At 44.1% G+C, this 24324-nt stretch carries 25 protein-coding genes and 1 other annotated feature; all 25 genes read right to left on the bottom strand.

The features are described from left to right. Positions 1 to 82: 82 nt before the first annotated feature. Positions 83 to 1405, bottom strand: coding sequence for a solute carrier family 23 protein (locus FS736_RS02765; protein ID WP_144474816.1), 1323 nt, complete (start codon positions 1403 to 1405; stop codon positions 83 to 85). Positions 1406 to 1553: 148 nt separating this feature from the next. Then, positions 1554 to 2096: a bifunctional pyr operon transcriptional regulator/uracil phosphoribosyltransferase PyrR gene (pyrR, locus tag FS736_RS02760; protein ID WP_144474815.1), complete on the bottom strand. Its 543-nt coding sequence runs from the start codon at positions 2094 to 2096 to the stop codon at positions 1554 to 1556. A 211-nt stretch (positions 2097 to 2307) separates the two neighbouring features. After that, a complete protein-coding gene (locus FS736_RS02755) occupies positions 2308 to 3219 on the bottom strand; it encodes an RluA family pseudouridine synthase (protein WP_144474814.1) in 912 nt (303 codons plus the stop codon). After that, positions 3191 to 3682, bottom strand: coding sequence for a signal peptidase II (gene lspA, locus FS736_RS02750; RefSeq protein WP_144474813.1), 492 nt, complete (start codon positions 3680 to 3682; stop codon positions 3191 to 3193). The genes FS736_RS02755 and lspA overlap by 29 nt, the downstream gene beginning before the upstream one ends. Positions 3683 to 4066: 384 nt before the next feature. Then, a complete protein-coding gene (locus FS736_RS02745; RefSeq protein ID WP_144474812.1) occupies positions 4067 to 4354 on the bottom strand; it encodes a TraR/DksA C4-type zinc finger protein in 288 nt (95 codons plus the stop codon). Between the two features lie 156 nt (positions 4355 to 4510). Next, complete coding sequence (gene ileS, locus FS736_RS02740) at positions 4511 to 7270, bottom strand: isoleucine--tRNA ligase (protein WP_144474811.1); 2760 nt, start codon at positions 7268 to 7270, stop codon at positions 4511 to 4513. Positions 7271 to 7349: 79 nt separating this feature from the next. Then, positions 7350 to 7593, bottom strand: a binding site (T-box leader). A 49-nt stretch (positions 7594 to 7642) separates the two neighbouring features. Further along, positions 7643 to 8164 carry a DivIVA domain-containing protein gene (locus tag FS736_RS02735; RefSeq protein ID WP_144474810.1) on the bottom strand — a complete coding sequence of 174 codons (522 nt, stop codon included), beginning with the start codon at positions 8162 to 8164 and terminating at the stop codon, positions 7643 to 7645. A gap of 90 nt (positions 8165 to 8254) precedes the next feature. After that, positions 8255 to 9028 (bottom strand): YlmH family RNA-binding protein, encoded by a 774-nt coding sequence (locus FS736_RS02730; RefSeq protein ID WP_144474809.1) that lies wholly within the window; start codon positions 9026 to 9028, stop codon positions 8255 to 8257. A gap of 417 nt (positions 9029 to 9445) precedes the next feature. After that, a complete protein-coding gene (locus FS736_RS02725; protein ID WP_144474808.1) occupies positions 9446 to 9706 on the bottom strand; it encodes a YggT family protein in 261 nt (86 codons plus the stop codon). A 5-nt stretch (positions 9707 to 9711) separates the two neighbouring features. After that, on the bottom strand, positions 9712 to 10152 hold the full coding sequence (locus tag FS736_RS02720) for a cell division protein SepF (protein WP_144474807.1): 441 nt from the start codon (positions 10150 to 10152) through the stop codon (positions 9712 to 9714). A 1-nt stretch (position 10153) separates the two neighbouring features. Then, a complete protein-coding gene (locus FS736_RS02715) occupies positions 10154 to 10840 on the bottom strand; it encodes a YggS family pyridoxal phosphate-dependent enzyme (protein WP_144474806.1) in 687 nt (228 codons plus the stop codon). Further along, positions 10840 to 11670, bottom strand: coding sequence for a peptidoglycan editing factor PgeF (gene pgeF / locus FS736_RS02710; protein WP_144474805.1), 831 nt, complete (start codon positions 11668 to 11670; stop codon positions 10840 to 10842). The genes FS736_RS02715 and pgeF overlap by 1 nt, the downstream gene beginning before the upstream one ends. Positions 11671 to 11738: 68 nt before the next feature. Continuing rightward, positions 11739 to 12011 carry a YlmC/YmxH family sporulation protein gene (locus FS736_RS02705; RefSeq protein ID WP_144474804.1) on the bottom strand — a complete coding sequence of 91 codons (273 nt, stop codon included), beginning with the start codon at positions 12009 to 12011 and terminating at the stop codon, positions 11739 to 11741. Between the two features lie 121 nt (positions 12012 to 12132). Beyond that, complete coding sequence (gene sigG / locus FS736_RS02700; RefSeq protein WP_144474803.1) at positions 12133 to 12912, bottom strand: RNA polymerase sporulation sigma factor SigG; 780 nt, start codon at positions 12910 to 12912, stop codon at positions 12133 to 12135. Positions 12913 to 13079: 167 nt separating this feature from the next. Then, positions 13080 to 13799, bottom strand: coding sequence for an RNA polymerase sporulation sigma factor SigE (sigE, locus tag FS736_RS02695; RefSeq protein ID WP_144474802.1), 720 nt, complete (start codon positions 13797 to 13799; stop codon positions 13080 to 13082). A 44-nt stretch (positions 13800 to 13843) separates the two neighbouring features. Next, positions 13844 to 14782, bottom strand: a complete 939-nt coding sequence (spoIIGA, locus tag FS736_RS02690) for a sigma-E processing peptidase SpoIIGA (protein ID WP_144474801.1) — start codon at positions 14780 to 14782, stop codon at positions 13844 to 13846. Positions 14783 to 15230: 448 nt separating this feature from the next. Then, positions 15231 to 16373 carry a cell division protein FtsZ gene (gene ftsZ, locus FS736_RS02685; RefSeq protein WP_144474800.1) on the bottom strand — a complete coding sequence of 381 codons (1143 nt, stop codon included), beginning with the start codon at positions 16371 to 16373 and terminating at the stop codon, positions 15231 to 15233. Between the two features lie 40 nt (positions 16374 to 16413). Continuing rightward, positions 16414 to 17697: a cell division protein FtsA gene (ftsA, locus tag FS736_RS02680; RefSeq protein WP_144474799.1), complete on the bottom strand. Its 1284-nt coding sequence runs from the start codon at positions 17695 to 17697 to the stop codon at positions 16414 to 16416. A gap of 137 nt (positions 17698 to 17834) precedes the next feature. Continuing rightward, positions 17835 to 18185, bottom strand: a complete 351-nt coding sequence (locus FS736_RS02675; protein ID WP_144474798.1) for a small basic family protein — start codon at positions 18183 to 18185, stop codon at positions 17835 to 17837. Then, entirely contained in the window at positions 18185 to 18919 is a 735-nt protein-coding gene (locus FS736_RS02670; RefSeq protein ID WP_144474797.1) for a DUF881 domain-containing protein, read from the bottom strand. The genes FS736_RS02675 and FS736_RS02670 overlap by 1 nt, the downstream gene beginning before the upstream one ends. A gap of 92 nt (positions 18920 to 19011) precedes the next feature. Further along, on the bottom strand, positions 19012 to 19746 hold the full coding sequence (locus FS736_RS02665; RefSeq protein ID WP_144474999.1) for a DUF881 domain-containing protein: 735 nt from the start codon (positions 19744 to 19746) through the stop codon (positions 19012 to 19014). Next, positions 19694 to 20485: a cell division protein FtsQ/DivIB gene (locus tag FS736_RS02660; protein ID WP_144474796.1), complete on the bottom strand. Its 792-nt coding sequence runs from the start codon at positions 20483 to 20485 to the stop codon at positions 19694 to 19696. Before FS736_RS02660 ends, FS736_RS02665 begins: the two co-directional genes overlap by 53 nt. Positions 20486 to 20710: 225 nt before the next feature. Beyond that, positions 20711 to 21619 carry a UDP-N-acetylmuramate dehydrogenase gene (murB, locus tag FS736_RS02655; RefSeq protein ID WP_144474795.1) on the bottom strand — a complete coding sequence of 303 codons (909 nt, stop codon included), beginning with the start codon at positions 21617 to 21619 and terminating at the stop codon, positions 20711 to 20713. Between the two features lie 64 nt (positions 21620 to 21683). Then, positions 21684 to 22778 (bottom strand): undecaprenyldiphospho-muramoylpentapeptide beta-N-acetylglucosaminyltransferase, encoded by a 1095-nt coding sequence (gene murG / locus FS736_RS02650; protein ID WP_144474794.1) that lies wholly within the window; start codon positions 22776 to 22778, stop codon positions 21684 to 21686. Between the two features lie 365 nt (positions 22779 to 23143). Next, entirely contained in the window at positions 23144 to 24244 is a 1101-nt protein-coding gene (spoVE, locus tag FS736_RS02645; RefSeq protein WP_144474793.1) for a stage V sporulation protein E, read from the bottom strand. Positions 24245 to 24324: the final 80 nt, after the last annotated feature.

The raw sequence follows: 24324 nt of genomic DNA, 5'->3' as shown, positions 1-24324 counted from the left end.
GCGTGTTTAAGTATACGCTGAAATAAGCCGGTTCGCTCATAACACCCTTTTAAGCCTCTCTGGACCTTTTTAAAAGGTGGAACTATGCTACATCGTTCTTTAACTCAGTTTTTTTTTCAGATTCAAGTTCGAACATATCTTCCTGGATCTCTGGACGTCCAGGCAGGACAAGGTTCAGGATGACACCTACCAAAGCCGCTAAAGCCATGCCATGAATTTCGAAGTTTTCATTTACCTTGATGAATGCTCCGCCAATCCCGATTACAAGGATGACTGATGAGACGACAAGGTTACGTGTGTTGCCAAAATCGATTTTGCTGTCAACCAGCATTCTTAATCCTGATGATGCAATGATCCCGAACAACAGGATGGATACTCCGCCCATAACTGGTGTTGGAATCGAGCTGATCAGCGCTGTGATTTTACCGATGAAGCCGAATACTGTCGCGATGATTGCCGCTCCAAGCAGGACATAGACACTATATACTCTTGTGATTGCCAGCACACCGATGTTTTCGCCGTAAGTCGTTTTTGGTGGGCCGCCGATCAAGCCGGAAATCATCGTTGCCATACCATCACCCATGATCGAACGGTGAAGGCCTGGTTCTTTTATATAGTCTTTGCCGACAACCTTGCTTAACACAAGCTGATGGCCAATGTGTTCAGATAGAGTTACGATTGCGACTGGTACCATCAGAAGGACAAGTTTCAAGCTGATGCTTATATCATAATCTACAAACGGGAAGATGAAATCTGGCATTTCAAATACTTTTGCTGCTTTTACACCGCTGAAGTCTACAATCCCAATCGAGAGGGAATATAGATATCCGACTACGATTCCCCCTAAGATCGGAACCATGCTCAGCATTCCTTTTCCATAAATCGAGAAGACGATTGTTGCGGCAAGCGTCACAAGTGCAGCAGAGAAGTGGATCAAGCTGTACTCATTCGTTCCAGGGTTATTCATTGCCATGCTAACTGCAGTACCAGCTAATGAAAGTCCAATTACGATGATAACCGGGCCTACAACTACAGGCGGCAACAACTTCATGATCCAGCGATAGCCTGCTTTCTTGATGATTAAAGCGACGATTCCATATACAAGGCCGGCAAGGAAGGTCCCGACCATGGCTGCTCCCGGTCCGCCGCCTGCTTTGGCTGCGATGACGGGTGCGATAAAAGCGAAGGAGGACCCCAGGTAAGCTGGAACCTGGAATTTTGTGATGATCAGGAAGGCGATCGTCCCAAGTCCGCTTGAGATCAAGGCGATTGCCGGGCTTAAGCCCACAAGATAAGGTACAAGGATTGTAGCGCCAAACATGGCGAATAAGTGCTGAAGGCTTAGTGTCACCCATTGAAAAGGTGATGGTACGTCTTTTATATCCAGGATTGGTTTTGTATTCATCTGTAATATCCCCTTTCTTTTATAAAAAGAAAAACCCTCTTTGCCAGTGAGTGGATGCAAAGAGGGTGGGTAAAAAAGCCCGCACAAAGCCATCGGCGTTGCGCTCCCCCTTTCCAGCCTCTCTGGACTGTTATTAAAAGGGCACTATTTATTTTTCAAAAATGCTTACGCGGTCTTCTTCATCCACTTCCTGCAGTTCAACCACAATTTTTTCCGAACTTGAGGTCGGGATGTTTTTTCCTACAAAGTCTGCCCTGATCGGCAGCTCCCTGTGACCTCTGTCAACCAGGACTGCAAGCTGGATGGTCGCCGGACGACCGATGTCAATCAGCGCATCCATTGCGGCACGGACTGTCCTGCCTGTATAGAGTACATCGTCAACTAGGATCACCTTTTTATTTGATACGTCCACCGGAATATCCGAGCCTTTTACTTCAGGCTCCATGTCAATGGTTTTCGTGGTCAAGTCATCGCGGTACAGAGTGATATCAAGTTCACCTACCGGCATTTCCGCCCCTTCAATCTCGCGGATTCTCTCTGCCAGCCGATTGGCTATATAAATTCCTCTCGTGCGGATGCCAACCAGGACACAATGTTCGATCCCTTTGTTTCTTTCAATGATTTCATGGGCGATCCTCGTCAACGCCCGGCGAATTCCCTGGTTGTCCAGGACAACCGCTTTTTCGGACATTTGTTTTCACTCCTTCTCTTTCTATGGTTTGAAAACGGATTTAAGTAAAAAACCCTCCTGCCAGTTCGGGCAAGAGGGTAAACGTGTAGTGTAAATTGCATCGAGGCATAGAATAATGCCTGTTGCAGATCCGTTTCCTTCTCAGCCTCACGGGACTGTCTTTAAAGGACTTATTAAACTATAGTCATCTTAAGATACTTGTTGAACTTTGTCAACGATTTTCTCTTAATTGATTTAAAAGCTCCGTGAAATAGTCAGGAATCGGCGCTTCAAATTCAAGATATTCGCCTGTTCTCGGGTGGTCAAACCCAAGGAGGCCGGCATGCAATGCCTGTCCGCCAAGCTCTAGCGTCTTTTTCGGACCATATTTCGGATCTCCAGCAAGCGGATAACCGATGTATTTCATGTGGACACGAATCTGGTGAGTCCTTCCTGTTTCAAGCTGGCACTCAACCAAGGTGAAGTCCTGGAACCGTTCGAGCACATTAAAGTGTGTGACAGCATTTTTCCCATTATCGACAACTGTCATGCTCTGGCGGTCTTTTGAATCACGTCCGAGCGGCGCGTCGATTGTGCCATGGTCATGCGGGATATTTCCATGGACGAGCGCTTTGTATTTTCGGGTTACCGATTTGGCAACAAGCTGGTTCACTAGGCTTTCATGTGCCATGTCATTTTTAGCGACCATCAGCAGGCCTGATGTATCCTTGTCAATCCGGTGGACGATACCGGGGCGCAATACACCATTGATTCCAGACAAATCTTTGCAATGTGCCATCAGACCATTTACAAGCGTGCCCGTCATATGGCCTGGTGCAGGATGAACCACCATTCCTTTTGGCTTGTTTACTACAAGGACATCATGGTCCTCATAATAAATTTCAAGATCCATCTCTTCAGGAATGACGTCAAGGATTTCTGGTTCAGGAATGACGATTTCCAGTTTGTCATCCAGGCTGCATTTATAGTTTGTTTTTACCTGAGCTCCATTTACAAGTACATTGCCTTCCTTGATCCATTGCTGGACCTGGCTTCTTGACCATTCAGAATCCAATGTGGAAACGACTTTATCTATTCTGTCACCAGCCTGTTCCTCACTGATGATGTGTTCCATTTTCTCCATAAGCTTTCCTTTTCGCCTCTCTCTCTTCCCTGATCATATCAATCATCAACAGACCCACTCCAATGACAAGAGCAGAATCCGCGATATTGAAAATAGGGAAATCGTAACCAAAAATATATGTGTTGACGAAATCAACTACTTCTTTCCGGAATACCCTGTCGATAAAATTACCTATTGCCCCGCCAAGCATGAAACCAAGCGAAACTCCCAGCAGCAGTTTGCCTTTCGCTGCCTTTTGAATATAAATGACAAGGCCAATCACCACTGCGATGGTAATGACATAAAAGAACCACATTTGCCCCTGCAGGATTCCCCATGCAGCCCCACGGTTGCGGTGAGAAGTGATGTACAAGAAATTCTCAATGACCTTTATGCTATCTCCAAGCTCCATGTTTTTAACAATTAACCATTTAGTAATCTGATCAAGCAAAATAACAAACAGCGCAATTATGTAATAAAACACAAAGGTACCCTCCACATCAAAAGCAATTCATATATCACCTTTGCATTTTAGCACATCTGCGGTCAAAACTACAGATTTTATCAGTTTTAGTATTGTTGCTCGCATTCTACACTGGTTTAACATATGCAAATTGAAATATTCAGTTGGAAACTGGAGGTTTTTATCTCGATTTTCCCAGAAATTAAATTACGGTTTGTTTATTGGCGAAAAAATATTTTTATTGGCGATTTTCAATGTTTTATTGGCGGAAAATTTATTTTATTGGCGATAATGCACAGTTTATTGGCGAAAACCGATTTTTATTGGCGACTTGGAAATTTTCACTGATTTTTTCCAATTTCCAGCTTTCAACTCGTGAATTTCATAGGGATTGCCACGAACCCATCACGAGTAAATCGGTTTCCGGCAGTATTGTTCTATTTGCGCCAATTCTCCTGCAGACCTGGCTGTTGGGATGGTCTGCAAAAACTCATATGGCAGGTATTCTCCGGATATTTCACATTTTCCATACTCGCCATTTTCCATTTTCTCCAGTGCTGCTTCAATATCACGAAGTTCATCTTTAATATAGCGTAAGATCCTTTCATCCCTTTGACCATAGTTCAGGTACGTCAACAATTCTGTTCTTGTTTCGCGGAGCTCGTTGTAAATGTAATCAAGATTACCTTCCATATATCTGCCCCCGTTCCTGTTTACAGCTATTATTTCCCGTTGCCTTTTGCTGACTCAGTTAAAGTTTTAACATGTACTGCAGGAATTCCCGGAGCAGGAAGATATTTGACATGAAAAAACTCCGGGTTCGAAAACCCGGAGTTTCAATATAACGGATTAGTAATTTTCTTTAACAACAGTTGCACAGCGTTCGCAAAGTGTTGGATGTTCTTCCACCTTGCCGACTTCCGGAGTGACAACCCAGCATCTTTCGCAGGTTTCGCCTTCTGCTTTTGTGACGACGATCGCTGCATTCTCAAGCTTGATTGCATTTTCAGGAGCCTGGTCATAGCTTCCGGCAACTTCAAAGCCTGAAACGATGAACAGCTGGCTTAAGTTTTCAGAGATGGAGTCGAGTAGTTCTTTAGTGCTGTCATTGACATATAAGGATACCTTAGCAGTCAGTGACTTTCCGATTACTTTCTCATTCCTGGCCTCTTCAAGAGCCTTAAGGACATCGTCACGAAGCTTCATGAATGCATTCCATTTCTTCTCAAGTGCTTCAGCGTTTGCGACTTCTTTGGCTTCAGGCATATCTGTAAGCTGGACGCTATCTTCCTTTGCAGAAGGGATGAAAGCCCAAACTTCATCAGCAGTGTGTGAAAGGATCGGAGCAGTAAGCTTAACCAATGCAAGCAAGCTTTCGTGCAATACTGTCTGGATTGCGCGGCGCTCTGCATTATCTGCTGCTTCGATGTAAAGAACATCTTTCGCAAAATCAAGATAGAAGGCACTCAAATCTAATGTACAGAAGTTATTCACCGCATGGTAAACACCTGCAAATTCATAGTTGTCATAAGCATTACGAACATATTTGATTAACTTGTTCAGCTTCACAAGCATGAACTGGTCAACTTCACGCAATTGGTCGAATGGAACCGCATCAGTCTCAGGATTGAAGTCTGACAGGTTTCCAAGCAAGAACCTGAACGTGTTGCGGATTTTACGATATACCTCAGCAACCTGTTTTAGGATTGCGTCAGATACACGTACATCTGATTGATAGTCAACAGATGCAACCCATAGACGAAGGATGTCTGCTCCCAGCTGGTTCATGACCTTGGCAGGAACGACGACGTTCCCGATCGATTTACTCATCTTTCGGCCTTCGCCATCAAGAGCAAAACCATGGCTTAGTACACCTTTGTATGGTGCCTTACCTGTGACAGCTACCCCAGTAGATAGAGATGAGTTGAACCAGCCGCGGTACTGGTCAGACCCTTCAAGGTAAAGGTCTGCTGGACGCTGCAGTTCATCACGCTCGACAAGCACTGCCTGGTGAGAGGATCCTGAATCGAACCAAACATCCATGATATCAGTTTCTTTCGTAAAATGGCCGTTCGGGCTGCCAGGATGGCTGAAGCCTTGAGGCAGCAATTCCTTCGCTTCTTTTTCGAACCAGATGTTTGAGCCGTGCTCGCGGAACAGGTTTGAAACATGTTCAATCGTTTCATCTGTGATGATTTCTTGCCCGTTCTCAGCATAGAATACTGGGATTGGAACACCCCACGCACGCTGGCGGGAAATACACCAGTCACCGCGGTCGCGGACCATGTTGAACAATCTTGTTTCTCCCCATGCCGGAACCCATTTCGTTTCTTCCACTGCCTTGAGCAACTCGCTGCGGAAGTCTTTGATTGAAGCGAACCATTGGGCAGTAGCGCGGAAGATAACCGGCTTCTTTGTTCTCCAGTCATGCGGATAGGAGTGTGTAATGAAGCTTAACTTCAATAACGCACCGACTTCCTCAAGTTTTTCGGTGATTGGCTTATTAGCCTGATCATAGAATAAACCTTCAAATCCTTCTGCCTCAGCAGTCATGACACCCTTATCATCAACAGGACATAAAACATCCAGACCGTATTTCTGGCCGACATGGAAGTCATCCTCACCGTGTCCCGGAGCAGTGTGTACGCAACCTGTACCAGCATCAGTCGTAACATGCTCTCCAAGCATCACCAGGGAATCGCGGCCGTAGATTGGATGTTTTGCAAGAACACCTTCAAGCTCTTTACCAGAAACTTTCTTGACAGCAGAAACCTCTTCCCAGCCGATTTCCTTCGCAACAGCTTCAAGCTGAGCTTCGGCAACTAGATATTTCTTATTGTCAGCCTCCACTACCACATAAGTGAGGTCAGGGTGAACAGAAATCCCAAGGTTGGCAGGAATTGTCCAAGGAGTTGTTGTCCAGATGACGATTTCCACATCCTGATCAAGAACACCTTTCCCGTCTTTTACCGGGAATCCAACATAGATGGAAGCTGAACGCTTATCCTGGTATTCGATTTCTGCTTCTGCCAGCGCAGATTCACTTGATGGTGACCAGTACACTGGCTTTTTGCCTTTGTAGATATAGCCTTTCTTTGCCATTTCACCAAATACCTTGATTTGCTGTGCCTCATATTCTGGCTTCAATGTGATATAAGGATTTTCCCAGTCACCGCGAACACCAAGACGCTTGAACTGTTCACGCTGGTTGTCAATCTGTTGGTAAGCATATTCTTCACAAAGCTTTCTGAACTCAGCGACTGTCATTTCCTTGCGCTTAACGCCTTTGTTCGTCAACGCCTGTTCAATCGGCAGGCCATGTGTGTCCCAACCAGGAACATAAGGTGAGCAGAAACCGCTCATTGACTTATAACGGACGATAAAATCTTTCAGGATTTTATTCAATGCGTGGCCCATATGGATGTCTCCATTGGCATATGGAGGTCCGTCATGCAAGATGAACAGCGGACGCCCTTCAGTGTGTTTTTGAACCTTTTCATAGATATTCATTTCTTCCCATTTTGCCTGGATTTCCGGTTCCCTGTTTGGAAGGTTTCCGCGCATTGGAAACTCAGTCTTCGGCATGAGCAAAGTGTCTTTGTACTCCATTTTATTGATCCTCCTATTTTTACCGTTGCATACATGTTCGAAATCAATCATGAAAAATAAAAAAACCTCCTCATCCCTGAAAAGGGACGAGAAGGTTTATTTCCCGCGGTACCACCCTAAATAGACAAGGATCATCGTGATCCTGTCCTCTTAGCATTCTTAACGCGAATGTCACGCCTGTGCTTACTGATCCTGATTGGATGTTCAGCTCGGAACTATCGGGTGATCTTCTGGCAATCCGCTTGCAATGGGCTTCCACCTTCCCCATTTCGCTGAAAAAGCAAGCAACTGGAACGCCATACTGTCCCTGTCATCGTTTCTGTCATGTATTGCACTTTGTTATGAAATTATATGCGAAACAGCGTGCCTGCGTCAAGCCAGTGAATCTTCTTCTTCTCTTGCAGTCGCCTTTAATTCTGTTGAATCAAGCTCATATTCAAGCAGGTGATCCCAATCATCGGTATTCAGCATATCAAGCTGTGCTTCAATCAGCATCTTGAATCTTGTCCTGAATACTTTGGACTGTTTCTTCAATTCTTCAATCTCCAGGGCAATTTTTCGTGCTTTGGATAAGGATTCATTGATGATTCGATCAGCGTTCTTTTCCGCTTCCTTAACGATCAGCTTTGCCTCTTTTTGCGCGTTGCGGCGGACTTCTTCCCCAGCTTCCTGGGCAATAACGATTGATTTATTCAAGGTTTCTTCTATATTTGTAAAATGGCCAAGCCTGGAATTCATTTCATTCAGCTTTTCTTCCATTTCTTTTTTTTCACGGATTATTAGTTCGTAGTCCTTGATGACTTGATCAAGGAACTCATTCACTTCATCTTCATCATACCCGCGAAATCCCTTATTGAATTCTTTGTTGTGTATATCTAACGGCGTTAAAGGCATTACGCCACCTCCCATTTCGTTATAATCCTTTATGTACTTAAAGCAATGATTCGACAAAAAGACTAAAAATCCTTCTTCTTTACTATATAATTATTTTTTTCTTCCGGCAATAACTCGATATTTATCTTTTTTCGTTTTCCCTTCAATTGTGATGATTTTCGCACGCCCATATCCGCGAGCAGAGATGACATCCCCTTCACCACATTCAAATGCTGTATTTTCGATAGCTGTCCAATTGACTTTCACATGCCCATGCTGGATCAAAAGCTGGGATTTTTGCCTGGAAAGATTGAACAGTGCAGACATGACTGTATCCAGCCTTAAAGATGAGACCGTGGTACTCATCTCATTCCATTCATCATCAATTGCTGCAGCATCTTCAAGGGGAAGCTCGGCCAGGCTGATTGTAGCCCTTCCGACAGATTCTAGCTGCAATCTGATGTAGTCGGCGATTTCAGCAGCAGCAAAAAATTGGACCGTATCCCCATCAATAAGGATGTCGCCAAACTTTCCGCGCTTCAGCCCAAGTGACATCAGGCTTCCGAGTACCTGTCGATGCTCGATGTTCACGAACTTACTGGCATAATCAATGCCGAAAAGCTTAACTTGAAAATCCTCTTGTTTCGCTTCCAAATACTCTGGAAACAGAAACGCCCGTTTTCTCTCTGTACCTGCAGCCCCACCAAACAATTCCCATTTCACTTCTGAATGCTTTCCGATGACAGTTCCTAAGATTTGCTGCTCCCGCGGGTCCAAGAAATCAGTCAGCTTTGGAGCATAATTTTGCTCAACATATTCTTTCCAGTTAATCACCTGATCGATAAATTCCCGTTCCTCAGGACGGAAATGCTGGTAAATACTCATACTTTACTCCTTTGGTACCTTAATAGAAGGCTCTGTTAAACAAGGTTGTTGATTTTCGTTCCAGGCGCTTCGCTTTCCGCGGGGGAAGAATTTAAAAAGCTCAAGTGCCAGCTTTTTCAAAGACCAAATTCTTCTTGGCTGGCGCTGAGCCTCCTCGTCGCTTTGCTCCTGCGGGGTGCAAATGATTCCTCACGTGAATCATTTCACCTAGGTCTCACCTGACCAGCTGCGCCCGCAGGACACTGAATAGCTTCCTCGAATCAGCCCACGCACGATGGAAATGCGTTAGCATTTTCGGAGGAGTCTACGCGCCTTCCACTACAATCAACAGGTTTTTAAAAACAAAATTCAGCTTAAACAGAGCATAATAGAAAATAAACAGGGCCTGAATCAGACCCTGCAAGAATAGTCATATTTTTAAAACCAATGAGCCAACTGATACAAGCCTGATACCGCGAATTTCAATACTAGAAACGCCACGATTGGCGAAATGTCAATCATGCCAATTGAAGGCACGATCCTGCGGAACGGCTCCAAAAACGGCTCGCAAATTCGAGCCAAAAATTGTCCGATTGCTGTTTCCCTTGCATTAGGAAACCATGACATGAAAATATAAATTATCAATGCCCATTGATAAATTCCAACTAATTGGGCTATTAATCCAATCACTATATCCATTAACCCTACCACCTCGACTCTTGGTAATCCCGCTCCTGCATCAGTTCAGAAATATTCCCTGTCACTTCCACATTATCCGGGGTACATAAAAAGATATTCATGCCGATCCGCTGGATATCACCACTGATGGCATAAACGGTTCCGCTTAAGAAATCCACAATCCTTCTCGCCTGGTCTTGTTCAATACGCTGCAGGTTCACGACAACAGCCCGGCGATTTTTCAAGTGGTCAGCAATTTCTTGCGCTTCGGCATACATCCTTGGTTCCATCAGGATAACCTTGGATGCTTTTTGCACGCTTTGAAGGCTTACCACATTCTGCTTTTGCTGGACAGGATGTTTGCTCGGCTTGTATGGTTCAGTTTCTTCTTCGAGCATTTCCTCATCATTATAGTCATATTCATCTTCCAGGAAAAAAAATGTCTTTATTTTTGATTTTAAACTCATATTATTGCACCTCCGATTCATTGCCTACCAGGGCTGTACCGATTCGCACCATAGTGGAACCCTCTTCAACCGCTATTTTAAAATCATTTGACATTCCCATTGACAATTCATGGCATGGAGCATATTCCAGTCTAAGCTGTTGGATCTCTGCCTGAAGATTTTTCAGTGTTCTGAAGCAACTCCGGATCACCAGTTCATCTTCAGTAAATGGAGCCATCGTCATCAATCCGCTTACTTCTATATTGGGGTACTGATTCAATTCTTGAACAAATCCAGTGACATCTTCAGGATTCAATCCGTGTTTGCTCTCTTCCCCAGAGGCATTCACCTGAATCAGGCATTTTACCTTTGAGCTGGCTCGTTTGTTAATTTCCTTTGCAAGCGACAGCCTGTCCAGTGAATGGATATATGTAACGTGGTCTATGATACTTTTGACCTTTCTTGTTTGTAAAGTACCAATAAAATGCCACACAGGCTTGTCCTGCAAATGGCTGATTTTATGGAGCAGACCCTCATCCCTGTTTTCACCGAGATGGAGCACACCAGCATCGATCGCTTGCTGTGCCCTTTCGGGGGAAACATATTTGGTCACGGCGATGATTTTCACCTCGTCCGGACTCCGGCCCGCAGCTTGGCAGGCATTTGCTATTTGACTCTGGATAACCTCCAGATTTTCTGCGACATTCATTATGGACGGCTATCCTCCTTCCAGCCGATATATGCCATCATACGGCCTGCATTCCCCTTATCCCTTCTATGGGAATAAAAGTGCTCACTATGGCAGCTTGTGCAATAATCGGTTACTTCTATATTCTCGTCTTTCACTCCGGCCTTCACCAAAATATGGCGGTTCAATTCTTTTAAATCGAGAGAATATTGGCCGTCACTAACTTGATTATATGGTAATATATCGACACCATCTAGTATATTTTTCACTAAATTGATGACTCTCTCATCAACAATATAACATTTTTTGCATATTGATGGGCCAATTATGGCAGAAATATTTTCGGTTTTCGCCCCATTTTGCCTAAATTTGCTGACCATTTCGCCTGCAATGCCATGGACGGTGCCTTTCCATCCCGCATGCGCGACGCCAATCAACCTGGATTCTGGCTCAATAAAATACAGCGGTACACAATCTGCATAGCAAAGTGTCAGCAAAATGCCCTGCTCTGAAGTCAAAAAACCATCCGTTGCCGAAAAAGAAGATTCATAATCACTTGAGCCTTTTCCATGATGGGCTTTGTCGATTTTTGCAATCTGGATGTCATGGGTCTGTTCCGCTCCAACCCAGCTGGAAAGCGGAAAATCGATCTTTTCAGCCAGAAGAAGACGATTTTCGCAAACAGATGACTGCTCATCTCCGACATGGAAGCCGAAGTTCAAACCCGAAAAGGTCTGCAGCTGGCTCACTCCGCCATTTTTTGTCGTGAACCCAGCCTCAAGTCCGGGATAGCGCTCCATCCACTCTTTTATTGAAAAATATTCCTGGCTTTTTAAGATGAATGGCTCCATAAATTTGTACCTCACACGTTTTTGTCTAGTTTATCACATACTACCCGCAATATAACAGTATTACGATGCTACTGGTCCTGATTCTCCTGCAGCAGATATTCTCCACTGTCCTTATAGCGGACCAAAATGACATCTTCACCTATTTTCAGGATGTTCCTCCATGGTATGACGACCTCTTCTTCCTTCCCGAAGAATCCTAGTACCTTGCCGGAACTCCCAATGACGACAGCCTCGATTTTACCGGTATTTAAATTGATTTCAAAATCCTCAATGCTCCCAAGTCTTTTTCCATCCGACACATTCACGACGTCTTTCACCTGGAACTCGGTAACCTTTACCATTCAGATCCCTCCGGATTTCACTGTGGCGTTTTCCGCCCCTTATAGCATTATATGAATCAGGAAAAGATGTATGATTGCGCAAAAGCATTCAAAAATTGAAAAAGCTGCCCGTTAAGGCAGCTTAGCTTTGGATATTTTTATTCATTTGTTTGATGGCTGCTTTTTCAAGCCGTGAGACCTGGGCCTGGGAAATGCCGATTTCATCAGCTACTTCCATTTGAGTCTTGCCCTGGAAGAACCTTTTCCTTAAGATCAGCTTTTCCCTTTCATTCAGGCGTCTCATCCCCTCTTTCAGGGCAATTTCCTCAATCCAGTTCGTATCCTTGTTCCGTTCATCGCTTAGCTGATCCATCACATAGATTGGATCTCCGCCGTCATTATAAATCGGTTCGAACAAAGATACTGGATCCTGTATGGCATCGAGGGCGAAGACAATCTCTTCATGCGGTACTTCAAGCACCTTCGCAATTTCTTCTGCAGTCGGCTCCCTTGAAGCCTCACTCATAAGCTTTTCGCGTACCTGCAATGCTTTGTATGCGATATCCCTGAGTGAACGAGAGACTCTGATTGGATTATTATCTCTTAAATACCGTCTGATTTCACCGATAATCATCGGGACGGCATAGGTTGAAAATTTAACATTCTGTCCCAGATCAAAATTATCAATGGACTTCATAAGGCCTATACACCCGACCTGAAACAGATCGTCGACAAACTCGCCCCGGTTGTTAAAACGCTGGATTACACTCAAAACAAGCCTTAGGTTCCCATTCACCAGTTTTTCTCTTGCTGTGATGTCACCGCTTTGCATCTCTCTAAATAGTTTTCTCATTTCCTCGTTTTTCAGAACGGGAAGCTTTGATGTATCAACACCGCAAATTTCAACTTTGTTTCGTGTCAATCTTTTCCCTCCTCACAGGAGCTGCTGTCAAAATTCAGTATCTCCGCAGGAAGGAAAAATATGCACTGATTACCGGGAGGCTGGAACGCCTTCTGGAAGAATCAGCCGGCCAAACCCCCTTGTTATTGATATTTTAAGGTTAAAATTTATTTGTGAAAATTTTTCTGCTATACCATTTTATTGAATTCTTTTCTTAAACGTTTGATGATTCGCTTTTCCAGGCGGGAAATGTACGACTGGGAAATCCCCAGCATATCCGCTACATCCTTTTGCGTCTTTTCCTCCCCGCTGCCAAGGCCAAAACGCAATTCCATGATCTGTTTTTCGCGGTCAGAAAGCTGCTGCAGCGCTTTTACCAGTAATTTTTTATCCACATTCGATTCGAGATCCTTCGTGATAATATCGTCATCCGTACCGAGGACATCGGATAGAAGAAGTTCATTTCCATCCCAATCGATATTCAGCGGTTCGTCAAATGATACTTCCGCACGAAGCTTATTATTCCTCCGCAAATACATCAGGATTTCATTTTCAATACACCTGGATGCATAGGTAGCCAGCTTGATTTTTTTCTCCGGGTTGAAAGTATTGACCGCCTTGATCAATCCGATTGTTCCGATGCTGATCAAGTCTTCAATGTTGATCCCTGTGTTTTCGAATTTGCGGGCGATGTAAACGACCAGCCTAAGGTTCCTTTCGATCAGAATCGACCTCGCAGCTTTATCCCCGTTAGGAAGTTTGTTCAAAAGCACTTCTTCCTCTTCTTTCGTTAAAGGAGGGGGCAACGCTTCGCTACCGCCGATATAATATATTTCATCTGTTTTCAAGCCTAGTTTCATTAATAATTTATACCAGTAATAGGATAACCGAAGCCGCAAATTTTTCATTGATTGTCCTCCTTCTAAATTATGTATTTCTGAGTATAGTAATATTAGCTTACCTTCACCGTCTGCTCTGACTTTGCCATCCCTGCAAGCATTTTAGGATGGATGATACACTGAAAACTTCCATCTGCCGATAATTCCTGTGCTGTGAAAGAAATCAGGCTCTTTTCTGCTCTGTATATGCCATCTTCCGTAGTAATCATGATTTGATCCGGATTAAAGGCAATAATTAACTGATGCTCTTGTCCGACGACTTTACATGGAATAATTCTCATTCTGTTTTCAAGCTGCTGTGAAAATTGTCCGTCACCAGACAATACACAATCAGGATTTTCGGCAATCTTTTTGATTTCTGTCGGTATACGATCCAAACAGTGGGTGATAGATAAAATCATGACCGGCTGTTTAGAAATGGGATCATATAACTGGTTCCCGCTGTCAATCAATCCTCTAATGTTAAAATCCATCTCCATGAATTTCACTTCCACATCAGCAAGGGAATCATATTGGATCTTCGTCATTTCGAATTGTTCAATATTCCTTCTGGAAAAATGCCAGGCCAGCGGAAAACCCAATAACACAAACAGCCAGCTGACAGGGTCGCCGAACCCTTTTATATGATTCATGGCGACATCTGAGGCCAAATCCATATCAAATTGGATGAAATAGTGGACACCTGTCAAGGTACCTCCAAGCAGGAAAGTCGTGACATAAAAAGTCATAAGTGCTTTTAAGAAAAACCGCATTCTTTTATAGCCAAAAGCTGCCAGTACCATCAAAATTGAAAAGAGTAATTTCCCAGCCGGATGTCCGGCTGCCGCATGAAATGGCGTTATCGATAATATAATGAGCACTGAACCAATAGCTCCTCCTGCCGCCAAACGCCAAAGCTTAACCTGCCTCTTCAGGATAATCGCAGCCAAATATAGAAGAAACGTATCAAATAGCAGATTCAATGCCCAGATCACATCCAGATAGACCTTCACCTCTCATCCTCCTGTACAAAATAGCAGACGCCTTATGCCCTTTCAGTCAGATATTCTCCAGTTTGTAAGGTCAATGGCGCAATGTCTGGCTAAATCCCCATAAACAGCAAATATCTGATGGCAATACGATTGGCACCGAACAAGATCATGGTAAGTGATACAAGTTTGCCTCTTGCTCTATCATTCCGTTACGAAAAAGTATATCGTCATTGGCATATGAAGTGTGTCACATTCTGGCAACAAAACAACAGAGATTTTCACTTATCCCTTCGGATTTTGTCAGTTTTCTGATTTTTATTCTGCAGGTTGAAAGAAGCCTGATTTAATAGTCTGTATGACTACTTCTTCACATTCTTTTTTTGGATGTTAAATCACCCTAGTAGATTTCCAGCAAACATAAAAAAGGCATAGCCGTTATGGCTATACCTTTTAGTCTTATAATGTATAATTATCGTCTTCTGTTACGGTTACGCAGGAATGTTGGAATATCAAGAGCATCATCCCCTTGTGAAGATGGATTGCTTCGTGGCGCTTCCTGCTGGATTTCTTCGCGTTTTGGCTGTTCACGCTTGATTGCGCCTATTCCAGGCTTTTGCTGTCCTCCAAAACCAGGTCTTGTCGGTTTTGGCTGGACAACTTCCTCATTGAAGCCTGTAGCGATGACAGTAACGATGATTTCATCTTTTAAGTTTTCATTGATTACGGAACCGAAGATCATGTTGACGTCCTGATCTGAAGCAGAAGCTACAATATCTGCAGCCTCCTGAACTTCATACAGGCTAAGGTTTGTGCCGCCTGTAATGTTCATCAGGACACCTTGCGCTCCATCAAGGGATGTTTCAAGCAATGGTGATGAAATTGCTTTCTTAGCAGCTTCAGTTGCACGGTTTTCACCTGAAGCAACACCAATGCCCATCAATGCAGAACCTTTGTTGGACATGATTGTCTTCACATCAGCAAAATCGAGGTTGATCAAGCCCGGTGTAGCAATCAAGTCGGAAATACCCTGAACACCCTGGCGAAGAACATTATCCGCTTCACGAAACGCTTCAAGCATAGGTGTACTTTTGTCGACAATCTCAAGCAAGCGGTCGTTTGGAATGACGATCAGTGTGTCTACCGCTTCCTTCATTGCACCTATTCCACCGCCAGCTTGTCCAGCGCGCTTGCGGCCTTCAAAAGTGAATGGGCGTGTAACAACCCCTACTGTTAAAGCTCCAAGATCCTTAGCGATCTGTGCAATTACCGGTGCAGCACCTGTTCCTGTTCCTCCACCCATGCCGGCAGTAACGAATACCATGTCAGCGCCTTTAAGCACTTCTTCAATTTGTTCTTTGCTTTCCTCGGCAGCTTTTTTACCTACCTCTGGATTGGCACCAGCACCAAGTCCGCGTGTTAGTTTTGCGCCGATTTGCATCCTGATTTCAGCTTTGGAAAGGTTCAGTGCCTGTGCATCCGTATTAACCGCAATGAATTCCACACCTTGAACGCCGTGTTCGATCATTCGGTTAACCGCATTATTTCCGCCGCCGCCAACACCGATAACTTTTATAGTAGCAAGTGAATCTAAATTCGTATCAAATTCCAACATGACAAATCCTCCTAATTCGTCGATTTCCTGTTAGCTCTGATTATTCAAAAAAGTAGCCAAGAAATTTTTTCATTCTTGTGGTGACTTTTTCTTCAGGCTGTTTCTCAGGCTTCGATTTTGGATGCGGCTGTTTTTGAACTCTCTTTTCTTTCGGTTCTAATTCGCTAAAAGCTGCTTCCATTTTCTTCCCTTTTAATTTTGCGTTTCTATAAGCAAATTGTATCAAACCAACTGCAGTCGTATATTGAGGTTCCCTGACGCCAATATAGTCCGGAATGGCTATCCTTACCCTGCTTTGGAAGATATCCTGCGCTAGCTCCAGGACTCCCTGCATATTGGCTGTTCCCCCTGTAAGGACAAACCCGCCAGGCAGGTCCCTGATGTTCATATGTTTCAACTCATCCTGGACAAGAGAGAAGATTTCTTCCATTCTCGCTTCAATGATATCGGCTACTTCCAGCTGGTTGAACTGCTGCTGCTGGTCACTGCCGATAATTGATACTTCAAATACCTCGTCCTCTGAAGCATGGTCGTAAAAAGCATGTCCATGCTTTAATTTCAATTGATCCGCTTCTTCGGTCGTTGTGCGCAATCCGATGGACAAGTCCTTGGTAATATGGTCTCCTCCAACCGGTATAACAGATGTACCCCTTAAGTGCCCGTTTTCAAAAACAGCGACTGTTGATGAACCGCCGCCGATGTCAATCATCGCGACACCCATATTCTTTTCATCCTTTGAAAGTGCGAATGCACCTGCAGCAAGCGGCTGAAGGCCAATATCTACAATTTCAAGTCCAGCACGCTCAACACAACGAAGAGTATTATGTAAGATTGTCTTTGATCCAGTAATGATCGTACCTTCCATTTCAAGCCTGACACCGATCATGCCTCTTGGATCATTGATCTCATCAAGACCGTCAACGATAAATTGCTTTGGAATCACGTCTATTATCTCTCGCTCAGGCGGGATCGATACCACCTGTGCAGCATCAATGACTCTAGCTACATCCTCATTTGTAATTTCGCGATTGTCGCTGGAAACCGCAACCACACCATGGCATGGCAAAAGTGAAACATGATTGCCGGTGACACCTACAATCACCTGGTTAATCTTCAAACCTATCATTCTTTCAGCCTGTTCAATTGCCCTTTTAATAGAATGAACGGTTTCATCTATATCAACAATGGAGCCCTTCCTTAAGCCTTCGGACTTCACATTGCCAACACCAATTATATTCAACGTGTCATTAACCATTTCCCCAATGATAACCTTAACACTGGATGTACCGATGTCAAGACTGACATATATATCATTGCTGTTCATTCTGTGGCACCTCCTTCAACAATTCCTAATGTTTGAACAACAATTTCCACTCTGTTATCTAATTGCGTTTCTTTTTTAATTACATTACTTTATTCGTCACAATTAAATATTTCCCTTTTAAAATATCATTTTTTTTTCTACTTTTCACTTGTCGTTGACCATTTTGTCAATATTATTCTTCTGATGACCGCTATATTCTGGAACAGCCTTACCCCAAAGGCAAAAACTGCTGCTAAATACAAGTCTACACCAAGATGAACACCTAGAAAAGCTAAACTTGCTGCCAATATTATATTAAAAAAGAAACCTGAAACAAAAACTTTTTCATCGTAGATATTTTGAAGCTGGGCACGAATCCCGCCAAACAATGTATCGAGGGCTGCAAGGATCGCGATGGATAAATAATTTGAATATTCTTCAGGGATACGGATATCGGTCAACAAGCCTATGATGGCACCGATTATCAAGCCCATTATTGGAAGCCACATTATCCGTTGCCTCCCCCTTTTTCTGTTTTAGCAGATTCCATGTATCTGATCCTGATCGTATCCTGATAAGCAGGAATGATCAGGTCTCCCACGGGCCTGTTTACCTTAACTTCCAGATTATCAATGAAGAAGTCCTCGGCAACCGTAGAAACCTTCATCCGGTTGTATAATTTTTCAGCTGTATCCCCATTCTCTGTAATGACCTTCACCTCAATGGGAAACCGGTTCAGGGAATGGTTGTTTATTTTCGTCACCCTGTTAATATCCCGGATGACGGTTGTATTGATGACCCTCTCACCATCAACTGAAACATGTTTTGCTCCGTACATATTCAATTCATTCAAGAGCCTCTTGAGCAGGTCAGGAGACACCGAAGGAGGATTGTCTCCTTCGACTATCAGATTGAACGCAGGCTCAATCGACAGGGAGAGACCAGGACCCTTAACCTCTTCCAGGCCGGCTTCATCTTTCAATTCAGCGAGTGTTTCACGGAGCACTTCTTCCTTGCTTTGCTGCCGTTCAGTTTCATACTTGGTGATTTTTTCTTCGTTCGACCTGATCTCGAGAAGCAGCCTGGATTGCAATTCCTTCTCTTTCATTAAATCTTCCCGAAGCTGCCATGTGTCACGTGTATCCCGGACTTCTGGTTCCCTGACGGTTTGAAACTGAATGGCGACCATTAATCCAATAATAGCAGCGATCAAGCTGAAGCTGAGATTTTTAGGTCGGCCCATTGTTTTTCACCTTGCTTTCTATAAGGCCTTTTCATTTTAACTTGCCGAAATCATCTCTTCATGCAATATATCGGAAAGAGAGAGGACCTGCTTTAATTTCCAAGGATTGGCTCCATCGCTATTTCCGACTTTTTTTCTAATGAAAAAACAATCTGGTCATTCACTAGCTGGTCTTTTACCCCACCGGTAATATTTAACGCGGAGGAAAGGACATCGGGGTCACCTATCGCAGTGATTTCAAAAGGGGCAGGATGCTGGTAGCCATCCACAGTGATAACCGGGCCAGTACACAAAATATAAGAATTATGCGCTATTCTCTGCCCATTCACAGCGACCGCTGCTGCTCCTGAAATGTAGAGTTCGTTAATCACCTTGAAAACATGATGTTCATGGACAAGATAATTATTGATATTCTCTTCATCTGGATCGTACTCACCATCAGCAAGAGTTACTTTCACACCTTTACCGCTGACCTTTACCTTTCCGAGAAACATCCGATATTTTTCAGCGTCTTCAGCCATGTTGAAAAATACTTGCGCTTCCTTGGACAGGCTGGTTTCAATTTCCCTTACCTTCTCCTGCTTGGAATTCAACTCTTTTTGCAGTTCCCGGTTTTTTTCTTCTTGTTCGATCAACTGATTCCTCAGGCTGATATGCTGCTCCCACTGCCTGTCCGTCAATCTCTTGCCTTTGTCGCTGTCATTCTGGGTGACACGGAATGAAAAAGCGACCATGAAGCCGAGAACCAGGAAAACGATTGAAAGAACTACTCGGTTACTGTTCATTTTCTTGTTCAATTTCAACTTCCTCAGCTTCCTCTGCTTCATATGCTTTAAAATAAGAGCCAACCTCAAGATCGATTACACCCTTTTTTTCAGGGTCAAGCTGGCTGACTATGGACGGATAATGAGCCATTTTTTCTGAGAAAGTCCTGAGTGTCGCATTCACTTCAAAGCCATCGTTCATATAGAGCTTAATTAAATATTTGTCTGTCTTCACCGGCTTCGAGTGAATTTCAGAGATTGAATTGATGACCACCTCAGGCAATTCTTCCAGGGATGCCAGCATTTCGTCCAACACTTTTCCTTCTTTAAAACCGATCAGGATTGGTGCGTTGACAGGGATTTCTTCAATTTGCTTCTTCCCGAGTATATGCCCGTTTTCAAGGACCGGGTAGAAACTCTTTCCTTTTGATATGTATGCAAGCCTGTCGTACTCCTCGACCTTGATTCCCACTGTATTCGGTAGTTTGACATTGACAGTCGCATTTTCGATTTCCTCGATTTTTTCAAGCTTCTTTTCAATCTCGCCCCTGTTGACCTTCCAGATATTAAATTCAAGTGACAGCCCGCTTTTTTCGACGATTTGTTCAGAGGTATACGAATGGTTTCCCGAAACGGTAATCTCCTTCACCTTACTAAGTGGCGACTGGAAATAAATAATACCTGCAATCAAAATGAAAAATAAAGCAAGCAGCATGATCAGCCTGCGATTGGCCTTCTTCCGCCTTTGATGTTTCAGCTTAGGAATCCGGTCTTCAATTGAGACGATTTTACCCTTATCCATTTTCAATCCCCTCTTTAATCGGCTGAACCCATTCCTTAAAAGATAACATCTATCAATACGGTCTTGCAGGTTAAAGCCATCATTTATCGTACATCATCAGGAAGGTGTCTTGTCCATCATTATGGGTAGAAAGACCAACGGCACGATGTATTACCATGCCGTCTCTGCATCCTAATCTAATGTCATATTATAGCATAAAATTTGACAGCCTGAATCAATTTCCTGCTATTTCCGTCCGATAATTTCTACCTCTGTCTCCATTTTCACACCATGTAAATCCAGGACTGTATCCTTAACATGCTGAATCAGGCCGAGTACATCCTCAGCTTTGGCGCTGCCTTTATTCACAATGAAGTTTGCATGGAGCTCGGAGATTTGTGCACCGCCGATTTGATGGCCCTTCAAGCCCGATTTTTCAATTAAATTACCAGCATGGTCAGGAAGGGGATTCCTGAAAACACTGCCGCAGCTTGGATAATTGTATGGCTGGGTCTCTTTGCGATAATCCTTATTTTTCTGAAGTTCTGCTACGATTTCCTCCTTGTTTCCTGCCTTCAGCTGGAATACTGCAGCTACGACGATTCCAGGACGCTCCTTTTGGAGGACGGAAGTCCGGTAAGAAAACTTCATTTCTTCATTCGAAAGCCACTCCAGGGAGCCATCCTCGAATAGAACATATGCTTTCTCAAGGATTTTGGAGATGTCTGAACCGTGGGCGCCTGCGTTCATATATACAGCGCCTCCGATCGAGCCAGGGATGCCGCCGGCGAATTCGAGTCCGGAAAGCCCTTTACGGCTGATGGTGATCGCAAAGTTAACAAGTGAAAGGCCACCCCCAGCGGTGACTCTTGTTCCTTCAATCTCCAGGTCATCCAGCCCAGAGCCAAGTTTGATAACTGCGCCTTCAATCCCTTTGTCCGATACAAGGAGATTTGACCCCCTGCCGATCACCGTCAATTTGACTCCAGATTCCTTGATGGCTTCCACTGCCTTTTTCAGATTTTCTATTGACGAAGGCTCAATTAGTAAGTCTGCGGGACCGCCAATTTTCATTGATGTATGGTTCGCGAGCGGCTCGTTTTCCTTTACCGATCCGATATTCATTTCTCTAAGTTTGATAGCCAGATCCTTCATAAATTACCTTCCTTTCACGATACAGCCTTTATTCAACCAGTTTATGCAGCTCCAGCCCTATAGGCTACTTTGCCGCCAGTTCCTCCATCAAACGATAGAGCCTTTGGGCAGCATCTGGTATGCCGAGTTTCTTTGCTGCTTTCTTCATATCAGCCAGTTTCTGTTCATGCCCGAGAATCTGGTCAATACTCTCTACCAGCTTTGGCCCGGTCAGGTCTTTTTCAAGCAGCAGGCGTGCTGCTCCGTTCTCACTCAAAGCCCGTGCATTCTTTTCCTGGTGGTTGTCTGTTACATATGGGCTGGGAATCAGTATGCTTGGTATTCCGAGTGATGTCAGTTCAGCAAGTGTAGTCGCTCCAGCCCTTGCTACCGTCAAATCCACACCGGACAGCACTTCAGGCATATTGTGTATGAATGGCTTGATAATCACGTTTTCTGGATTTCCAACCAGTTCCACTTCTTTCTGGACTTCTTCGAAATGAACATCACCAGTTACATATAATACTTGATATGGTTTACTGCTTAATTCTGTCAGACTTTTGACGACCGCCTCATTAATCGGCCTGGCACCTCTGCTCCCGCCAAAGATCAGCACAGTCGGCACCTTAAGTTTAAGGCCCGCAGACAGTCTCCCCTTGATTCCATCCTGTCCCAAAACTTCAGACGCGCGGGGATTGCCTGTCAATTCGACTTTTTGTTCCGGGAAAAACTGCCTTGCCTCCTCGAAGCAGATGGCAACCTTATCAACGTACCTGCTCAGGAATTTATTGGTCAAACCTGGTACGCTATTTTGTTCATGGACAATTGTTGGTATGCCCATTTTGGCCGCTGCATAGACAACCGGGCCACACACATAGCCACCTGTCCCGATGACGACATCAGGGTTGAATTCCTTAAGCATTTTTTTACTATCTCTTACGCCCTTCAGGAATCGCAGCACCGTTTTTACATTTTCAAAAGAAAGTTTCCGTTTAAAGCCTGTGATATGTATTGACTTAAAAGGGATATTCTCCCTCGGCACGAGCTTGCTTTCGAGGCCCTTTTCTGTTCCTATGTATAGAAACTCAACCTTCTCATCCTTTTTTTGAATCTCCCTGATTAGTGCAAGCGCAGGATAAATATGTCCTCCTGTACCACCGCCGCTAACTGCAATCTTCATTTTCCACACCTCAGCAACTTATCTCTTTTTTTAATTGCTGTCAATCACGCATTTTACCACCGCTTCCAGCAGCAGTTCCGAGCGAAATGACAGAAATAATCGTCAAAAGTGCCCATAAAAAAGGCACTCCCCGGTTTTACCCTATTCTACTATATTCTAAACTGCAGAACTGATTTTAAAGATATTGTTATTTAAATGTAATATAGCATGAACAAAGGCATATTCCTAACATATTCATCGTTCATGTCCGAATTTCCAGGATTCTTTTTCGGTCTTGATACACTAACCGTAAAATCAGGTATTCCTATAGGAAGATAATAACAAATAAAAGACCCTGGAATCAGGGTCTTTATCGTGTGTATAGCTCAATACCTTGAGTGGCGGCTGATATTCAACAGCACTCCAACTGCCATCAGCATCAATGTCAGGGAAGATCCTCCGTAGCTGAGGAAAGGAAGTGTTATTCCCGTTACAGGCATAAGGCCCGTAACAACCCCGATATTGATCATGACCTGGATGGCAATCATCGCGATGATTCCGGTCGCAAGAAATGTACCGAATAAATCGGGTGCTCCGAGCGCAATCCTGATGCCCCGCCAGAGGAGTAAAGAGAATAAGAGTAGAATCAATGATCCTCCAATGAATCCGAGTTCTTCAGCCAGAATCGCAAAGATAAAATCTGTCTGTGGTTCCGGGAGATAAAAGAACTTTTGCCGGCTTTGTCCCAGCCCCAGTCCGAACAATCCTCCAGGCCCAATAGCATAGAGTGATTGAATCATTTGAAAACCGCTTCCAAGGGGGTCCTGCCATGGGTCAAGAAAGGATGTAATCCGTTTGATCCTGTAAGGCGCAGAGGCAATCAGGCCGACAAAACCCGCAACACCCAGGAGACCAAGTCCCACGAAATGACTGATTCTTGCTCCGGCAATAAAAATGATGACAACTGAAGTACCGACCATAACTGTTCCAGTACCCAGATCCGGCTGCAGCATAATCAGGCCAAATGCCAAAAAGACAAGTCCCAATGATGGCACAAGACCTTTTTTAAAAGAGGTGATTGCCTTCTGGTTCTCCGACAAAAACTTTGCAAGAAAAGCAATCATCGCAAGCTTCATGAATTCGGAAGGCTGGACCGAAAAGGCGCCGACACCAATCCAGCTCCTCGACCCATTCCGTACATTCCCGACCCCAGGGATCAATACAAGGATCAACAGGACAAAACAGACAATCAGGATCACCTTAGACCATGTCCGCCACGTCCAGTAGTCAATATTCATGATAAAAAACATCGCGATGATTCCCACTCCCGCAAACAGCATTTGCCGTTTCGCAAAAAAGAAAGAGTCATTGAACTTATAGTCTGCCCAGACAGCACTTGCGCTGTATACCATGATCAGTCCCACAGTCAAAAGCGCAAAGGTCACAATCATCAGGAATATGTCTGGAGTCGATTTTTTCGTTGGCAAAGCAATACACCTCGGCTGTATGATTTAGGGCTCATATGCCGCTTCCCATCCAGCCTGCATGAGGCCAGGCAACCTGAGTC

Source organism: Cytobacillus oceanisediminis 2691 (assembly GCF_007678455.1).
GTDB lineage: Bacteria > Bacillota > Bacilli > Bacillales > Cytobacillaceae > Mesobacillus > Mesobacillus oceanisediminis_A.
Note: the sequence above shows the minus strand (reverse complement) of the source record. Positions and strands in the feature narration are given on the sequence as shown.

What these genes read in the sequence shown, in the direction of transcription:
- FS736_RS02765 (WP_144474816.1), bottom strand. Translation starts at nt 1,405, where the DNA reads ATGAATACAAAACCAATCCTGGATATAAAAGACGTACCATCACCTTTT.
- pyrR (WP_144474815.1), bottom strand. Translation starts at nt 2,096, where the DNA reads ATGTCCGAAAAAGCGGTTGTCCTGGACAACCAGGGAATTCGCCGGGCG.
- FS736_RS02755 (WP_144474814.1), bottom strand. Translation starts at nt 3,219, where the DNA reads ATGGAGAAAATGGAACACATCATCAGTGAGGAACAGGCTGGTGACAGA.
- FS736_RS02745 (WP_144474812.1), bottom strand. Translation starts at nt 4,354, where the DNA reads ATGGAAGGTAATCTTGATTACATTTACAACGAGCTCCGCGAAACAAGA.
- ileS (WP_144474811.1), bottom strand. Translation starts at nt 7,270, where the DNA reads ATGGAGTACAAAGACACTTTGCTCATGCCGAAGACTGAGTTTCCAATG.
- FS736_RS02735 (WP_144474810.1), bottom strand. Translation starts at nt 8,164, where the DNA reads ATGCCTTTAACGCCGTTAGATATACACAACAAAGAATTCAATAAGGGA.
- FS736_RS02730 (WP_144474809.1), bottom strand. Translation starts at nt 9,028, where the DNA reads ATGAGTATTTACCAGCATTTCCGTCCTGAGGAACGGGAATTTATCGAT.
- FS736_RS02725 (WP_144474808.1), bottom strand. Translation starts at nt 9,706, where the DNA reads ATGGATATAGTGATTGGATTAATAGCCCAATTAGTTGGAATTTATCAA.
- FS736_RS02720 (WP_144474807.1), bottom strand. Translation starts at nt 10,152, where the DNA reads ATGAGTTTAAAATCAAAAATAAAGACATTTTTTTTCCTGGAAGATGAA.
- FS736_RS02715 (WP_144474806.1), bottom strand. Translation starts at nt 10,840, where the DNA reads ATGAATGTCGCAGAAAATCTGGAGGTTATCCAGAGTCAAATAGCAAAT.
- pgeF (WP_144474805.1), bottom strand. Translation starts at nt 11,670, where the DNA reads ATGGAGCCATTCATCTTAAAAAGCCAGGAATATTTTTCAATAAAAGAG.
- FS736_RS02705 (WP_144474804.1), bottom strand. Translation starts at nt 12,011, where the DNA reads ATGGTAAAGGTTACCGAGTTCCAGGTGAAAGACGTCGTGAATGTGTCG.
- sigE (WP_144474802.1), bottom strand. Translation starts at nt 13,799, where the DNA reads ATGAAAAATTTGCGGCTTCGGTTATCCTATTACTGGTATAAATTATTA.
- ftsZ (WP_144474800.1), bottom strand. Translation starts at nt 16,373, where the DNA reads ATGTTGGAATTTGATACGAATTTAGATTCACTTGCTACTATAAAAGTT.
- ftsA (WP_144474799.1), bottom strand. Translation starts at nt 17,697, where the DNA reads ATGAACAGCAATGATATATATGTCAGTCTTGACATCGGTACATCCAGT.
- FS736_RS02675 (WP_144474798.1), bottom strand. Translation starts at nt 18,185, where the DNA reads ATGTGGCTTCCAATAATGGGCTTGATAATCGGTGCCATCATAGGCTTG.
- FS736_RS02670 (WP_144474797.1), bottom strand. Translation starts at nt 18,919, where the DNA reads ATGGGCCGACCTAAAAATCTCAGCTTCAGCTTGATCGCTGCTATTATT.
- FS736_RS02665 (WP_144474999.1), bottom strand. Translation starts at nt 19,746, where the DNA reads ATGAAGCAGAGGAAGCTGAGGAAGTTGAAATTGAACAAGAAAATGAAC.
- FS736_RS02660 (WP_144474796.1), bottom strand. Translation starts at nt 20,485, where the DNA reads ATGGATAAGGGTAAAATCGTCTCAATTGAAGACCGGATTCCTAAGCTG.
- murB (WP_144474795.1), bottom strand. Translation starts at nt 21,619, where the DNA reads ATGAAGGATCTGGCTATCAAACTTAGAGAAATGAATATCGGATCGGTA.
- murG (WP_144474794.1), bottom strand. Translation starts at nt 22,778, where the DNA reads ATGAAGATTGCAGTTAGCGGCGGTGGTACAGGAGGACATATTTATCCT.